Source organism: Planctomycetota bacterium (assembly GCA_016235865.1).
Lineage (GTDB): Bacteria > Planctomycetota > MHYJ01 > JACQXL01 > JACQXL01 > JACRIK01.
Window position 1 is genome coordinate 169086 of the sequence record JACRIK010000026.1, and the last position, 16671, is coordinate 185756.

The following is a 16671-nucleotide window of genomic DNA, read 5'->3' on the forward strand; positions in this document are numbered from 1 at the left end:
CAGGGACAAATACAAACGTGTCTCCGGTTTTGTGCCGGATTACGGATTATGAGAAACGGAATTTCTTATGCGTAACTATTTTATGAATTGTATGATATTGTTGATTGGATTGTCTCTGGTGAATTGTCTATTGGGATGTGGCCTCGGGAGGGATGAGGTTGTTATAGAAGATCCTAAAGTTTTGTCCCAAATAAATAGCTTGCCAATAGACGAACGCCTATTTGAAGCGGTGAAGCAAAATTATCCCAGCATCATTAGGGGGTTATTAGCAACGAGAGAAGAGCTTTACCTTAGAATGGGGGGAGGTGTTTCTTTCCCTGGAGGATTGCCTGAGAAAGAGAACATGCAGGGTTTTATGAGAACGCCAGGAAGTTTAAGTGAAAATCCGGAGGAGGCGGTCAAAAAACAAAAAGAAGAGAGGAGAAGGGAAAATGAGGGCAGAAACAGATTTAATAGGGCAGTTGCAGATCTGAGAAGTTTATGTGAAAGGAAAGGATTGATCTGGTGTAATTCTTTTTTGGTGAAAACTACTTATCGAAAAGGTATTGACAAAAAGGATGAAAGTTTTAACCCAAAGAAACTGCCCGCTGGAATTATATGCTTGCATATTTCAGATGGTAAGGCCTCTGTTGTAATACTTGCAAAAATCTATTATGTTGATAGGGCTGAAGAAAAACTAAGATTATGGGGACATTTAGAATTGGACCCATCTATGGGCCGGTGACACCACAGCACATAAATTATGTGCTGGGCAGGCACACCTTCCGGGGAAACCTCCTCCAGAGGCGGACAGGCGCTAAATAGTTGACTCGCCCCGAAATAATTGGGACTTCGCTCACGCTACGCAAGGCATCGTTTTTGCAAAGTAACCTGTCCGCGTACTTGATAAGAAGAATAGTCGAGCAGTAATAAGGATAGCGTAATTTTGCTTGACTATTCGTTATTTCCTGATATAGTTCTGTTACTATGACACATAAGGAGTTCATTAACAAGGTGACCAATTCACATAAGGATTTTATATCAGAGTTTATTAATATTCTAAAGTTTAACCGGATGCCTTTTTGTGTTATCGGCGGATTAGCGGTTAATGCTTATGTGGAACCGGTGGTGAGTTTGGATTTAGACGTGGTGGTCGTGGTCCAGGGGATAAATAATCTGATTAAACTCCTCAGGAAAAGATATAAGGTTTCCCGATACCCGCATAGTATTAATGTGGCTTATTCCCAATCTGACTTACGGATTCAAATCCAGATTGACCCGAGATATCAGTCGTTCATAGAAAAGGCCAGGGTGAAGAATGTTCTGGGTTATCGCTTGCCTGTAGCGCTGATAGGGGATGTGTTTCAGGGGAAAATCTGGGCGGCTCAGGACCCGAAGCGCCGGCCCAGCAAACGGCAAAAGGATTTATCAGACATCCAGAGAATGCTGGAAGTAAAGCCAGCCCTGGCTAAATTGTTACCTCAATCACTCAAGAACCGGTTAATCACGAAATAACGCTCCGATGCTCATCAGCCCGAGGTCCGGTGACAACAGCGCCCCGAATGCTTTCGGGGCGATAGACAGGCCAGTATCGGAGTTAGGCAGCCGTGTATAGGAGTTGGACAGGCTTGCACAGGAGTTGGACAGGCCTGTATAGGAGTAAGACGGGCTTGTCTAAGAGTTAGACGGGCTTGAATAGGAGCTGGACAGGTCTGTATAGGAGTTGGACAGACCTGTCTAAGAGTTAGACGGGCTTGCCTAAGAGTTAGACGGGCTTGCATAAGAGCTGGACGGGCTTGTCTAAGAGTTAGACAAGTCCGTATCAGAGCTATTCAATGGGGGTTAAGAACGAGAGCAGGTGCTATAACAGTCATAAAATATGGAGTTATGGTAAACCCACACACCAATGCATTGGTGTGCGGGTAAATCCTCCTCACCATACCCTCTTCCCGACGTGATGTCTGGGGAGAGGGTTTAGGAGAGGGTGGTAAGCCCCGCCATTCGGCGGGGTCTAAGAGGCTGTAACGCCCCGTACGGGCTAACCGCCTCTAAGAAAAGGATAAAACTATGGGAAAAGTAAAGTTAGAGCTCAGGAAACTGCACATTCTGGACAAGATTAGGCTGGCCAACACAATTGTCACCATGATGACCGGTAATCCGAATTTCACCACGCCGGTGCCGGCCCTGGCTGACCTTACTAATGAAACGATTGCTTCGGGAGCCGCTTATAATGATGCGATGATTAAGCGCCAGGATTCCAAACTCGCCACTCAAGTGTTGGACGATAGGGAAGATGCGCTGGACCTGAAATTGACGCAGATAGCGCTTTATGTAGAAAACGTCTCGGCTGGCAATGAGACGAAGATATCCTCAGCCGGAATGAGCGTCAGGGATAGAGCCACGCCGATTGGGGAACTGATGCCGCCCTCGGCTTTGAGCGCTATGGCCGGCAATAAGGACGGCGAGATTGACCTTAACTGGGAGCCGGTGCGCGGCGCCAATAGTTACGTCATTCAGATGACCAGCGACCCGAATGTGCCGAGCAGTTGGGCTAATAAAGCCAATGCCACTGAGTCCTATGCTGTTATCCTGGGCCTGACCAGCGGCAATAAATACTGGTTCCGGGTGGCCGGCCTCGGCGCGGCCGGACAGGGGCCGTTCAGCGGCGCCGAATCAAAATACGCGCCATAGGAGAATACCTAACCACAAAGGTCACAAAGGACACAACCCCCCCGGCCCCCTTTGCTAAGGGGGAGTGGGCAGTAAATTCCCCCTTACGAAAGGGGGATAAAGGGGGTTGTTTTCTCTTTACGGTAAATATTCCTTGACACTAATCTGCTAAATCCTGTTTAATCCTGTTGTAAAAGGAGTTTCCTATATAATTATGATAAACAAGAAGAAGATTGTCAAGGCCATTAAACTGTTCCTGGAGGGCATCGGCGAGAATCCGAACCGGAAAGGCCTGCTGGAGACCCCGGACCGGGTGGCCCGGATGTGCGATGAGATTTACGCCGGGCTGGATAAGTCCATTGTCCCGACCAGAATCATCAAGCCGCTGATTTCCGAGGAGCACGATGAGATTATTCTGCTAAAGGATATCCCGTTCTATTCCATCTGCGAGCATCACCTGTTGCCGTTTATCGGCAAGGCGCACGTGGCTTATCTGCCCAGCAAGGGCCGGATCAGCGGGGTGAGCAAGCTGGCCCGGGTAGTGGACACGTTCTCCAAGCGGCCCCAATTGCAGGAGCGGCTGACGGTCGGGATTGCCGAGACGATTATGAAGGCCTTGAGGCCCAAGGGCGTGATGGTGATTGTCGAGGCCGAGCATCTGTGCATGACCATGCGCGGCATCAAGAAACCCGGCTCGCGCATGACCACATCAGTGGTGCGCGGCGTGTTCCGCAATAACCCGGCCACCCGGGCCGAGGCGATGAATCTGATATACAAGTAAGTAGGCAGTAAACAGTAGTCAGTAGACAGTAAGATAAATCAATATGGATATAAACGATAAATTAATAGACCATCTTTGTTTCCTTTCCCGGCTTTCTTTGTCAACTGGTGAGAAGAATTCCCTGAAAGCCGACTTGTCAAAGATACTGGCTTATGTCGAGACCGTTAAGCAGGTGGATGTGACCGGGATTGAGCCGATGGTCCACCCAGCCCCTGTGCACAGGGGCGGGGTCCATTCCGGCGGAGCGGCCGCGCCGGCGGGTATTTTTCGGGATGACCAGACCCGTCACAATTCGCTGGGAAACGATAAGGCACTCCAAAACGCGCCGAAACGCAGGGCAAATTTCTTCGAGGTCCCGCGGGTGATAGAATAATTATTTTTTATTGTTGACACCGGCGTTCCTCTGGGGTATACTTATATATATGCTGAAGATGTATTACATAGTGTTGGTGGTCATCGTCGGCCTGGTTATCTGGCTGGTGGCTGATTTTGCCCGGAACAGCGCGCAGGCCCGGGATATCCTGAGCGATATTAATAAGCTGGGTGGTACTACCGGGGGGCCGACCATAGACCTGCCCCCGTCTCTGCCTCCGCATCCGGGCGATTTGCCGGATATATTCAAGCCAAGAGTAGAGGTGGTTCCGGTCGCGCCGCCTCCGGTAACGGTTGCAGCCGGGCCGAATTATATCCTGACCGGCACGATTATTGAGCCGAGCGGCCCAACCGCATTTATCTCTAATCCAACCACCAATGTTGAGTATACTTGTAAGATTGGCACCAAGATAGATGAATGGGAGGTAATAGAGATTATCCCCGAAGAGGTAAAAATAAGGAATAGAAACGGCGATATCAGGACCCTGCCTGTCCAGAAATCCTGGACCGGCCCTAAATTTGATCTGGGCGGGAAGATAGAAATACCGCCGGAAATAATAAACATCCCCGGCGCCCAGGATATGATTAAAAGGGTGAGCGAAGGTAAGGAAAGCATCGAGGTGGTCGAGCAGACCATCGATGCCCTGGCCAAAACCCTGCCACCGGCGTTTATCAGGGACTTCATAAAACAAAATATCGGCCTGGCCGAAGAGGATATGCCCAAGGATGACGCCAAGCTGGGCGACTTCGGCAAGAATTTATTCAGATTGCTTCAGGGCGAGCAGCCGAATCCGGCTCAGAGCCAGTCATTGGAGAATGTTACCTTTACGCTCAGGGTTAATCCGGACAACAGCCCGGTTTCGCCGCAGACGTTATTTAAGCCCGGTGACCGCCGGATATACGCCTGTTTCCAGAATCAGGGTTCGCTTCAGGGGCTGGCCAAGGTGGTTACCCGTTGGACAAATAGAACCACCAAGGAAATTATCGGATTTGGGCCGAAGGCGTTAAACCCCGGCACGCCATATAACTTTATCTGGTGGGAAAAGAAAGACGGTTGGCCGGTCGGGGAATACGAGGTGGAACTCCTCAACGCGCAGACCTTGGGAAAAATCGCCGCCGGTAAATTCAGTATTGTGCCATAATGCTTGATATTGCTAAACAGTTAGAGACCATCAAACGCGGAGCAGTTGAGATTCATTCCGAAGAGGAATTAATTCGTAAGTTAAAAGCCAACCGGCCGTTGCGGATTAAGCTGGGCGTTGACCCGACCGCGCCGGATATCCATCTCGGCCATACCGTGGTGCTTCAGAAACTCCGCCAGTTCCAGGAATTGGGCCACCAGGCCGTGCTGATTATCGGAGACTTTACCGCCTTAATCGGCGACCCTTCGGGGAGGGAAAAGACCCGTCCGCAATTATCAGCTGAAGAAATAGAGCGTAATGCCCAAACCTACCTGGCCCAGGTCGGCAAGGTTCTTGATAACAAACGCCTGGAGATTGTTCACAATGGTGACTGGTTGGCCAAATTGACCATGGAAAATATCATTCGGCTGGCTGCCCAGGTGACCGTGGCCCGGTTTATCGAACGGGAGGATTTCCGGAACCGCTTGAAAGCCGGCACACCGATCGGCCTGCACGAATTTTTATACCCGCTGTTGCAGGGCCAGGATTCGGTGGCCGTGCGCGCCGATGTGGAACTGGGCGGGACCGACCAGATATTTAATCTTCTGGTCGGCCGTGACCTGCAGCGGTCGGCCGATATGACTCCTCAGGTGGTGCTGACCATGCCTCTGCTGGTCGGCCTGGACGGCGAGCAGAAGATGAGCAAGTCCTACGGCAATCATATCGGCTTAAACGAGCCGGCCTCGGAAATGTATGGCAAGGCCATGTCGCTGGCTGACAAGTTAATGGAGACGTATTTTACCCTGCTTACCTCAATACCGGCAAAAGAGGTCAAGGAATTGCTTAACGGTCATCCCAAAGAGGCCAAGGTCCGGCTGGCCAAGGAAATAGTCACTCAATACCATGGTCAGGCCGAGGCCGATAAATCCGCCGAACGGTTTGAGTCCGTGTTTTCGCGTAAGGAGTCTCCGGATGAGATGGCGCAGTTAAAGGTTGATACATCAATGTTCAAGGATGGCAAGGTCTATTTGCCTAAACTTATCAATCTTTCGGGCGCGGTCAAGTCCTCGAGCGAGGCCAAGCGCCTGATTACCCAGGGCGGCGTGACTATAGACGGCCAGAAGATAACCGACCCGGACGCGGAAATCAGCGTAAAGACCGGCCAGGTCCTCAAGATAGGTAAGAAGAACAGGTTTTATCGGATAGAAATATAAAGCACGCAGCGAGATGAGATTGCTTCGCTTACGCTCGCAATGACAACATTTTGGCACTGCCATTGCGAGGAGCAGAGCGACGAAGCAATCCCATTTTGTTACTTACACTTTTACAAAGAGGAGGCTTTATGTCCGCCATATCTAAAATCATATTCGCCGGTATTTTGGGTGGTGCCTGTCTGATAGGGACCATCAACGCCACGGATAAACCGGCGGATGACAAACCGGCCGACGCGTCCGAGCCGATCGAAGCAAGCCTGGTTTATTCCGACGACTGGGCTGTCCTGTCCAAGATTTCCACGCCTCTGCCGGCGATTACCCAGATAAATAATAACTACGTAACCATTCCCAATCCCGAGAATCAAAAAGGCTTTCGCTGCGTCGGCGAGCCGGATAAGGCCAGATTGGATACGGACGGCGATGAAGAGTTCGATACCGACATTAAGAGCAAGGAACAGTTTGTCGCGTATAAGATTAAATACCCGAATGAACTGAAAATGAATTATAAGGTGCGGTTTTTTACCAGCGGCAAAACCCCGAGCGGCGGGCCGCTCTGGTCGTATCAGCGCGCCTGTTTCATGACCGCCAAAACGCCCCTGGAAACATTCATTTTGATTGACGACAATACCAACGGTTCCTACGGCGATTACGGCAAGGATGCCATTGCCATCGGCTCATCCAAGCAGGCCGGGCCGCTGTCTGCCGTTATTTCCGTGAAAGGCAAATTCTATAAGCTGGAGGTCCAGACGCTGGCTGAGCTGACGGGCACCCAGATGAAGGACCCCAAATTTACCGGCATGACCCTGCGCCTGACTCCCTGTGAGGAAGAGACCGGTAAGTTAGACCTGGTAAAAAACCTGAAACCACCGAAGGGCTCGCCCCAGGCCATAATTATCCGGCGCGGCGAGGACGCCTTTTTCCAGCTGAATAGCAAGGGCGAAACCGTCCTGCCGATCGGCGAGTATTATCTGGTCTCGGCTATATTCACGCCCCGGGTCCGGGCCCGGACCAGCGAGAAGCCCATTGCCGTCATTGAAAAGGATAAGTCTGTTGCGCCCAAGTGGGGCGCGCCTTTTAAGCTGGATATCAATGCCTTCTGCGAGAAGGGCGGCACGGAAATCATCGTCATCCCGCCCGGGAATCTTACCCCTCCTCAAGACGTCAGCAAGAATCTGGAATGCCCGTTCATCAAGTGTGACTTCCCGAGGATTCTCGGTTCGCTGGGCGAGGAATACTACGCGCCGGACGAATTCAAGGACGAGGGCGGCTATGCCTTTCCTGATGAGAGTGTGACCTCATTTAGTGTGGACATCAGGCCCAAGGGCGCCCAAGCCAATGATAAGCCGCTCAATAAACGGGGCAATCCCTTTACGGACCGGTGGATACAGACCGATATGTCCGGCCTGGTCCAGAAATCAATACCATACTGGAATACCTACCGCTGTCCGATTGAAAGATATCGCGGGAAGGTTATCTTCAAGGTCTCGGCCAAGAGCGCGGTCTTCGGCGAGCTTTCCTTTGAGAAAGAGATTGAGGTTACGGAATAAAATAGCGTGGAGCGTATTGCGTAGAGTATGTTTTTAGCCTTTGCCGTCAAAACCGCCCGCCGGGCCGGCCATTTGCTCAACTCACTGCAACCTTCTTTCAGGCAGGCCAGGACCAAGGCGACTGAACTTGACCTGGTCACCAAGGCCGACGGACTGTCTGAAAAACTTATTATTAGCAACATCACGAGGAAATTCCCCAATCACAAAATACTGGCTGAGGAACAGTATTGCAATAGTAAATCATCCGGCTATTGTGTTGGCAAATCTGATTTTACCTGGGTGATTGACCCGCTGGACGGCACCACCAACTATTCGCATCAATTCCCGATTTATTGCGTCTCCATAGCGCTGGTTAAAGGTAATAAAACTATCTTGGGTGTCGTTTATAATCCCAATTTGGATGAGATGTTTTATGCCTCACCCGGCCAGGGCGCATATCTGAACGGTAAGCGCATCCGTGTGTCAAAGGTTGATACCCTGAACCGGGGTTTGCTCTGCACCGGATTTCCTTATATCATCCGGCAGCATCCGGGCGATAATTTCCGCAACTTCCAGCGGTTCTGTCTGACCGCCCAGGCCATCCGCCGGGCCGGTTCTGCCGCGCTTGACCTGTGCTATCTGGCTGCCGGACGCTTTGACGGGTTCTGGGAACGGGAGCTTAAGCCCTGGGACACGGCCGCCGGCGCGCTGATTGTTGTTGAAGCCGGCGGCAAGATAAGCGATTTCAAGGGCGGAAAATATAACCTGTTCGCGCACCGTGAAATACTGGGAAGCAACGGCCTGATACATAAGCAGATGATTAAAGTAATTAATAACCCGTAATTATTTGTTATGCCATTCCCGCACGTATTTATTAAATTGACTGACCAGGAACGGAATACTGTTGCTAAAGAACTGACCGCATTCAGTATTAAAGGAAAGTTTAAGAAACGCAAGGCGTTGCAGGTGCTTTGGCTTTCAGACCAGGGATTCACCTTCCAGTCAATTGGCCAGCGGCTAAACTACTCTTATATCAGGGTTCGGCAGTTGATTTATTTGTACCGGAAGCAAGGATTAAAACCCTTCCTCTCGCCATGATAATAATTATCACCTTGGGAGGTGAAGGTGATAAATTTGCCTCTGAAGGTGATAATTTTAGACCCCCGAAAACACTGATTTTATCACCTTCATTATATATTCTGAGCACAAAATAGCGCAAAATAGGGGGGATTCCCCATACTACCCCCCTATACCCCCCTACCCTCTACCCCCTCCAAACTACACTGCGCCTTGTTCTGGCATCGCCTGCTACTTATTCACGACTATACTAATACTTGTTCGGGCTTAGACTGCTATTTGCAGGCGGCTAATTTGTAGATTACACTTGGCTCGCCTGCTATTTGCAGGCGGCTAAACTGTAGATTACACTCGGCTAAACTGCTATTTGCAAGCGGCTAAACTGTAGATTACACTTGGCTCGCCTGCTATTTGCAGGTGGCTGGACTGTAGACTACACTCGGCTAAACTGCTATCTACACCGAATCACCCGTATATCCCCCTGAAATTTTATGAAGCAAAATGCGTTTAGTTTTCAGCAGGGGAATCGGTGTTTTTTCATTATTGATAACCCGCTTTACCATCTGTTATTTATTTGCCTAAGCAATTGTATTAAACTATAATAAATTTTCAGATGAAACAGGGTATATACAATCAACTCAAGGATATCATAGACCCCAAGCGGGTCTTTGATTCACCCGAGGCGCGGATTGCCTCGTCCTACGACGCCTCGCGCAAACAGCATCTGCCTGATGTCATTGTCAATCCTATCAACACCAAGGAGATTTCGGAAGTGCTCAAGCTGGCCTATGCCAACGGAATCCCGGTCTATACCCGGGGCGCGGCGTCGTCGGTGACCGGCTCGGCTGTGCCGATTAAGGGAGGGATTGTTCTTGATTCATCGCTGATGAACCGCATCATTGAGATAAATCCGATTAATCTGACGGCCACGGTTGAACCGGGCGTGATAGTGGCTGATTTCCAGACCGAGGTGGAGAAGCTTAATCTGTTCTATCCGCCTGACCCGGCCAGCGCCGAGTTCTGCACCCTGGGCGGCAATATCGCCACCGGCGCCGGCGGCTTGCGCTGTATCAAATACGGCACCACCCGTGATTATGTCCTCGGACTTGAAGTTGTGTTAGCCGACGGACGGATTATCAATACCGGCAAGGGCACGTTAAAACGCGTTTCCGGCTATGACCTGACCCGGCTGATGGTCGGCTCGGAAGGCACGCTGGGCGTATTTACCAGAATCAACCTGAAACTTATTCCCAGGCCACAGGCCCAGTCAACCATTGCCGCTTTCTTTGCCGATTCTGAACAGGCAATCCGGTTCAGCATTGACCTGTTGAATAAAGGCATTCTGCCCCGGGCGCTGGAATATATGGACGCTACGTCCCTGAAATCAGTGGCAAAATACAAGCCGGAATTGCAGGTTCCGTCTGATGCCCAAGCCATGCTCCTGATTGAACTGGATGGTGCGCCCAATGATGTGGACGAGCACACCGGCCAGGTCCGCAAACTCCTGCATGATGCCGGGCCGATTATGTCCAAGCGGGCCATCAGCGAAAAAGAGGCCGCCTATCTCTGGTCCATCCGCAAGTCCCTCTCCGCGGCCCTGTTCTCCATCACCGCCCAGAAGGTCAGTGAGGATATCTGCGTGCCCCGAAGCGCGATATCCGATATTCTCAAGGTTATTGCAGAGATAGAAGCGTCGTCCGGCATACCCATTGCCACCTTCGGGCATCTGGGTGATGGCAATTTCCACGTAAACTTTCTTATTTCATCCAAGGAACACGAGAATCAACTCCCGTCAGCGCTGAATCGATTATTCACTAGAACCATTGAATTAGACGGCACGCTCTCAGGCGAGCACGGTATCGGGCTGACCAAGGCCAAATATTTCCCGCTGGAATGGGGCCCGGATGAGATGTCCATATTCAAACAGGTAAAACAACTCTTTGACCCGAAGAATATCCTAAACCCGGGGAAGATATTTGGTTAAAAGATAGCCACTGGCGCCGAAGCGCCATGGCGCCCTTATGGCGCCAAAAGACACTAAGACACGAAGAATAAAAGATTCGCCGTAAAAGCGCGAGGACGCCGAGAGATTTCCGGAAAATAGGAGGAAATATGAAAAGATTAATGTTGATTTATTGCGTAATGGCTATTCTTTTATTGGGTTGCGACAAGCAGGATAGTAACCCTTCTTCGGCCAGTCAAAACACCGCTAACAGTAAACGTGACGTTTTTATAAAAGAATTGATTAGTGCGATAAAAACAGATTCAACCGATTTCATGCAGCTGGGAGAAGAAAAAGATACTCCGGCTCAATGCTTGCATCAATTGTGGGCTATTGAGATTTTAGGCGACATATATGCTAAAGAGGCGGCTCCGGAATTGATTAAATTGCTTAAACGACGCCCCGACTATCATACAACTCATTCACTGATTTATACACTAGTCAAGTTGGAAGCAAAGGAAGCAATGCCAGACATAGTTAATCTGTTTAACGATAAAGATGTGGCGTCGCCAAATGATATTCTTTATGCAATCAGTGTTCTTGGATATGATCAGGTAATCCCGGAATTGATAGAGTCAATTAAGGCTGGTGACTGGAGGGCCGCCGAGGCGATTATTAAGATTAACAACAAAGCGTATGTGCCGGAACTTATGAATATGCTGAACGATAAGGATGCTAATGTGCGCCGGACCTGCGCCTCAACTCTTGGTTATCTCGGCGATAAAAGGGCCATTCCGGCTTTGATTAAGTTACTTAAGGATGAAGAGGACGTCAAGGCGGCCGCTGTTATTTCTTTGGTGAAACTTGAGGCGAAAGAAGCGATGCCCGAAATAGATAATCTGCTCAATGGTGAATTATATCGTCTTAGGCAAACAATTAATAATGTTAAGAACGATATGGCGAAAAAGAATATTGATGATATTCCTTCGGCCGAGAAACTCACGGAATTATGCCGTAAGTCAAAGCTAATATTTGTCGGACGGATAAAAATGCTTGTTCCTACAGAATATGGATATGAAGTTGGTTATCAAACGGCTTTATATTCTAAAGAGGAAGTGTTAAAAGGTAATTGGGGAGAGATATATATACCCGTGAACCACCTTATCGCTGGCGGAAAAACGGAACTGCATGGATTTCTTAATCCGGCAAGGTTCTACGTTGGCGCAAAGGTCATTGTCCTAGCCGGAAGGAGTAAGCCCGGATGGTGGCCTAAAATAGAATATAAGGAATACAAGATTGAGACGGATGAGTTTGTTATCCCGGCTACTTTTAATGAAGATTATGGCGTAATGCCTTACTCTGCAAAACTGGAAGATATGATTAAGGCTGTTATAGATGGATCTAATGTTACTATTGAACCGAAGTAAGAATCTGTTTATCTAATGACATGATATTGGAACTAAGCGAAGTGTGAGCGCGAGCGTCCGCGAAGCGGAGTGAGTTCCCCGTGTTCTCTGTGCCGGAGTTTACACTGAGCAGAGCGAATGTGTGGCAAATTTTATGGATTTACAAAAAGAATTAGCCCGTTGCGCCAAGTGCGGGCAGTGCCGGTCGGTCTGTCCGGTCTTTCTGGCCTTGAAGGACGAGACCCTGGTGGCCCGGGGCCGGCTGGCGATTATTCAGGCAGGGCAGGCAGGCCAACAGATGAGCGCCATAAGGGCGCCATGGCGCTTCGGCGCCACCAACAGACCAACAGACCAATTCCGCAAGATACTTGACACCTGCTTAATGTGCCGCAGGTGCGAAGAGAACTGCCCGTCGTTGGTTGAGACAAGCGTAGTTTTTAAGTCCGAGCGCCAGAGAGTTACGGATGAAAAAGGACTGCCTTGGCTGTTGAGGTTGGGATTCAGGTGGGTCTTGCCCAATCGCTGGTTGTATAATAGCATGATGCGTCTGGCGTCTTTGGCCGGTTGGCTGTTTGGCCGCGGCGGTGCGCCGGTCCGCCACCTGCCGTTATATTTCGCCAATCTGTTCCCCGACGCTTTGGTCGGGACTCCGTTGCGACTTCGCCAGCGTATGCCGCGCTTGGCCAAGAAATCAGCATTACAACTTCGTCATTCGTCATTGGACATTAGTCATTCGCCCAAGGTATCTATCTTCCTCGGCTGCGCTGCCAACTACATCTATCCTGAGATAATAGAGGCGCTGACTTCGATTCTGGACCGGCTCAAGATTCCCTACGTCATTCCTCAGGCTCAGGTCTGTTGCGGTATGCCGGCATTATTGTCCGGCGATGAGCAGTCCGCTAAACGCCTGATGAAAATGAATCAGGAAACATTTAAAACGGAAACTATTATAACCGTCTGTCCGACCTGCAACCGGATGCTCAGGGAAATGCGGAGTTCGGAATGGGGAATGGGGAATAAAATAGTTGATGCGGTGGAATTCCTTGAGACAGAATTAACTCAATTCCGCATTCCGCACTCGGCATTCCGCACTGCTTACCATACTCCTTGCCATTCCGCCGGCACCAAGGCGCCGGAGATTATCAAGGCATTCCTCAAGGCCAATACGGATTATCAGGAGATTGATGATATCTGTTGCGGCGGCGGGGGATTGTTCACATTCAAATATCCGGAATTATCCGACCTGATTGGTCAGGCCAGGGTGGATTCACTGAGGGGTTCTCTAATCACCCAATCACCTAATCATCCAATCACCCAGCTTGTCACCAACTGCCCGGGTTGTATGATGCAACTGGAATATCTGTTGTCGTCAGGTAAGCATACCGTCAAGGTCCGTCACATCGTGAATCTGATTATGGACGCACATAAAACGGGTCGGCCCGCTCCACATACTCATAAGTAGATTTCCGGTCCGCCTCCGGGATGCTCAGTTCAAACGGCATCTCCACCGCGTTGGCAATCCGGCTGACCAGTTCCAATCCGAATTGGCCCATGACCTTCAGCCCGGCCGGGCTGGTCAGGTGGATGTTGTCCAGCTTGCTATGCCCGTAGATTCCGCTGTAGCGATTGAGCGCGATAGACGGAATTCCCTTTTCATTGAACGGAATATTGTCGCTGGAATAGGCAAAGTGCCGGGTATCAACCGGCAGTCCTTTTTCTTTGGCAAAGCTGTCCACGAAATTAGCCATGGACTCGTGCCCGCAGATGACCGTGCCGTTATTGCCGAAGATGGTGCCGGCCACGTCAAAGTTTACCACCAGTTTCACCGTCTGCGTCTTCAATGAAATCGGCGGCTTGGGACGGGTGAGTTCCCGGGCGTGCTGTTTGGTGTACGCCCAACTGCCTTTCAGTCCCATTTCCTCGCTGCCGAACCAGATGAACATCAGGGTCCGTTTGGCCGGATGCCTGGCAAAGTGTCTGGCGAATTCGGCAATGCTGACCGAGCCGCCGCCGTTATCCACCGTGCCCGGGCATTTATTGACGCTGTCATAGTGTCCGCAGATGATAATCTTCTCGTTGGGCAGTTCCGTGCCCGGGATAGTCGCCATGACATTGCGCGAGGTGGCCAGTAAATCTTTTTGTTTTAATATCACCCGGACCGTCCGGGCTGATTTATGAATCATCTCCAGCCCGTCTTCATAATTGAGCATGATGGACGGAATCCGGCCGTATGCCTTGATAAACAGCTCGTTTTGTTTCAGCTGCATCAGGGCCGGCGCCGGGCCTTGCACCCGGATGATGGCCTTGGTCTTATACTGGCGCAGTTGCTGGTGCATGGTCTTGGTGACCGCGTTGTAGGTCAGCGCGATTCTATTAGCTACGGATTTTAAATGGCTCGGCTCGGATGTGGTCAGATGGACTACTTCGGCCGTGATGCCCTTATCAGGCGTGGAACCGCTGTTGCCGATGACCGCCGCCTGGTAGGTCTTGCGATAGGGCGTTAATACCTCGAGCGACGCCTTGATGTCCTTAAAGGACTGTATCCGGAAGGTCTCTTCTTTGGGCGTCAGGCCGATTGACCGCAGATATTGCTTGAGCAGATTGGCCGCCTTTTGCTCCTCCGGCGTGCCGCCCAGCCGGGGGAATGACAGCCGTTTCAGCAGTTGGAAGGCATTGTTTTCGTCAAATATTGGGTGATTCATAGTTGACATTCCCTTTCTGTTTCGTATAATAAAATATTATATATGTCCAAGACGCATATTATAATCGCTCATCTGTTTCTATCAAGTATATTACTGATATATTTTTCCCTGTTGGTGAACGCCCAGCAGCCGGGCATAGGCTCGGGCAATCCTGCGCCGCCGAATCCTCCTGCTCCCAAGCCGATGGCCCAGTCCGAATGGTCCGAGAAACGCTCAAACTACCTGACCCTGTATAACAGCAATTCAGTGGACAAACGCCTCAAGGCCGTGGAATTCATCAACGCCGAGTTGTTCGAGCGATTGGTGGTCTCGGACCTGAAATACGCATCCGAGGTAATGGAATTTCTGCTTCAGATACTCATGGCTGACAAGGACGACAAGGTCATCGCGGCGGCCAAGGAATGCCTGGCCAAATTCCTGTCCCAGAAAACCTTTATTGAATGGACGGTTAAGAATCACCGGAAAATCGCGGTCAAGGAACCCGCCAAACTGAGGTTGCTCGACGCCCTGAGCGATACCGCCAAGACAGTCCTGAATGATAATGTCCAGTCCATCGCCGTTGATTTAACGGGCGAGGAACAGCCGGTCCGGGTGCGCCTGTCGGCCCTGGCGTTGGTGGCCCGCGGACCGTCCAGCAAGGCCATTGAGATTATGCTTATGCTGGCCAGGGATGCGGACGCCAATGTCTCCAAGTCCGCCCTGAACATCCTGGCCGGGTTCAAGCCGATAGAAAAGGCCGGCGCGTTGGTAAAAATGCTGGCCGAGGAAAAGAGGTCGGACATCAGGCAGGAAATCGGCCGCGCCCTGGGAATCATCTCCGGCGAGAAATTCGGAATGGATGCGGCGGCCTGGCAGAAGTGGTGGGACAAGAACCCCTTGAGCCGGACCGTCCTGCAGTCTGAGGTGGATGCGGCTATCAGCAAGGGCGTGGATTACCTGGTCGGCCAGTATTCCCTCAACCCTTACGATGATGAATTGATTTTTTACACCCTGATAAAGAGCGGGGTGCGGATACCGGAAAAGACCCTGAAGTCCCTGCTCAATAAGGCGCTGAATAATAAACTGGAAAAGACCTATAACGTGGCGCTCCTGGCCATGGCACTGGCCGAACTGGATAGGATAAAATACCAGGACCGGATTATCCAATGCGCCGAGTTCCTGCTGGCCGGACAATCCTCGTCCGGTAACTGGCATTACGGCACGCCGATTGGCAATTATGTTAATACGCCGTCTTCCGGCGCGGTCAGCCCGACCGACGGCGCGTCCACCCGGTCAGTCAGGCGGGTGACCCTCAAGATGCGCTCCCGCCGGGCGGAGACCGATTATGACAACTCCTGCACCCAATACGCGCTCCTGGGACTGCGGGCCTGCGCCGATGCCTACATAGAAATCCCGGCCCCCGTCTGGGCCGATGCGGAAAAACATCTCCAGCTCACCCAGGGCTCGGACGGCGGCTGGTGTTACAACACCGGCTCGAGTTACGGCAGCATGACGGCCGGCGGACTCGGGGGCCTGGCCATCTGCAAATTCTATCTCAATAAGGACATCAAGGACGACAAGAACATCAAAAAAGCCATGGACTGGATTACCCGGAATTTCACGGTGCGTGAGAATCCCCAATACGGTTCCTGGCACTATTATTATCTATACGCTTTAGAGCGGGCCGGAATCTTTACCCGGACCGAATCATTCGGCGGCAATGACTGGTATCCCATCGGCGCGAATTACCTGCTGAACGAGCAGAAACCGGACGGCTCCTGGAACGACAACGGCATCCCGATTCAGGACACCTGCTTTGCCATACTGTTCCTGAGGCGGGCCACCAAGCCGCTCAAGATTGAAATCACCCCCGGCGGTCCGGCCGGTGGGGAGGGGAAGTGA

General features: G+C 51.0%; 15 protein-coding genes. 14 read left to right on the top strand and 1 reads right to left on the bottom strand.

Annotated features, from left to right (window positions below; translation table 11 throughout):
* The first annotated feature begins 91 nt into the window (after positions 1–91).
* The 13 genes from HZA49_08025 to HZA49_08085 all read left to right on the top strand — a co-directional run bounded on the left by HZA49_08025 (position 92) and on the right by HZA49_08085 (position 13550).
* On the top strand, positions 92–724 hold the full coding sequence (locus HZA49_08025; protein MBI5779389.1) for a hypothetical protein: 633 nt from the start codon (positions 92–94) through the stop codon (positions 722–724).
* 242 nt (positions 725–966) lie between these two features.
* A complete protein-coding gene (locus HZA49_08030; GenBank protein ID MBI5779390.1) occupies positions 967–1494 on the top strand; it encodes a hypothetical protein in 528 nt (175 codons plus the stop codon).
* A 552-nt stretch (positions 1495–2046) separates the two neighbouring features.
* On the top strand, positions 2047–2670 hold the full coding sequence (locus HZA49_08035) for a fibronectin type III domain-containing protein (protein MBI5779391.1): 624 nt from the start codon (positions 2047–2049) through the stop codon (positions 2668–2670).
* A 193-nt stretch (positions 2671–2863) separates the two neighbouring features.
* Complete coding sequence (gene folE, locus HZA49_08040) at positions 2864–3430, top strand: GTP cyclohydrolase I FolE (GenBank protein MBI5779392.1); 567 nt, start codon at positions 2864–2866, stop codon at positions 3428–3430.
* Between the two features lie 43 nt (positions 3431–3473).
* Positions 3474–3803, top strand: coding sequence for an Asp-tRNA(Asn)/Glu-tRNA(Gln) amidotransferase subunit GatC (gene gatC / locus HZA49_08045; protein ID MBI5779393.1), 330 nt, complete (start codon positions 3474–3476; stop codon positions 3801–3803).
* A gap of 49 nt (positions 3804–3852) precedes the next feature.
* On the top strand, positions 3853–4944 hold the full coding sequence (locus tag HZA49_08050) for a hypothetical protein (protein ID MBI5779394.1): 1092 nt from the start codon (positions 3853–3855) through the stop codon (positions 4942–4944).
* On the top strand, positions 4944–6137 hold the full coding sequence (locus tag HZA49_08055; protein ID MBI5779395.1) for a tyrosine--tRNA ligase: 1194 nt from the start codon (positions 4944–4946) through the stop codon (positions 6135–6137). The genes HZA49_08050 and HZA49_08055 overlap by 1 nt, the downstream gene beginning before the upstream one ends.
* Before the next feature lie 128 nt (positions 6138–6265).
* Positions 6266–7684, top strand: a complete 1419-nt coding sequence (locus HZA49_08060) for a hypothetical protein (protein MBI5779396.1) — start codon at positions 6266–6268, stop codon at positions 7682–7684.
* Positions 7685–7711: 27 nt separating this feature from the next.
* A complete protein-coding gene (locus HZA49_08065; protein ID MBI5779397.1) occupies positions 7712–8506 on the top strand; it encodes an inositol monophosphatase in 795 nt (264 codons plus the stop codon).
* A 9-nt stretch (positions 8507–8515) separates the two neighbouring features.
* Positions 8516–8761, top strand: a complete 246-nt coding sequence (locus HZA49_08070; protein MBI5779398.1) for a helix-turn-helix domain-containing protein — start codon at positions 8516–8518, stop codon at positions 8759–8761.
* Positions 8762–9353: 592 nt separating this feature from the next.
* Complete coding sequence (locus tag HZA49_08075) at positions 9354–10724, top strand: FAD-binding protein (GenBank protein ID MBI5779399.1); 1371 nt, start codon at positions 9354–9356, stop codon at positions 10722–10724.
* A gap of 128 nt (positions 10725–10852) precedes the next feature.
* On the top strand, positions 10853–12109 hold the full coding sequence (locus HZA49_08080; GenBank protein ID MBI5779400.1) for a HEAT repeat domain-containing protein: 1257 nt from the start codon (positions 10853–10855) through the stop codon (positions 12107–12109).
* A gap of 133 nt (positions 12110–12242) precedes the next feature.
* Entirely contained in the window at positions 12243–13550 is a 1308-nt protein-coding gene (locus HZA49_08085; protein MBI5779401.1) for a (Fe-S)-binding protein, read from the top strand.
* Here the strand turns inward: HZA49_08085 and HZA49_08090 are convergent.
* Positions 13501–14790 carry a M28 family peptidase gene (locus HZA49_08090; GenBank protein MBI5779402.1) on the bottom strand — a complete coding sequence of 430 codons (1290 nt, stop codon included), beginning with the start codon at positions 14788–14790 and terminating at the stop codon, positions 13501–13503. The two genes, HZA49_08085 and HZA49_08090, sit on opposite strands and share 50 nt — an antisense overlap.
* Before the next feature lie 42 nt (positions 14791–14832).
* Here HZA49_08090 and HZA49_08095 point away from each other — a divergent pair, with 42 nt between their 5' ends.
* A complete protein-coding gene (locus tag HZA49_08095; protein ID MBI5779403.1) occupies positions 14833–16671 on the top strand; it encodes a hypothetical protein in 1839 nt (612 codons plus the stop codon).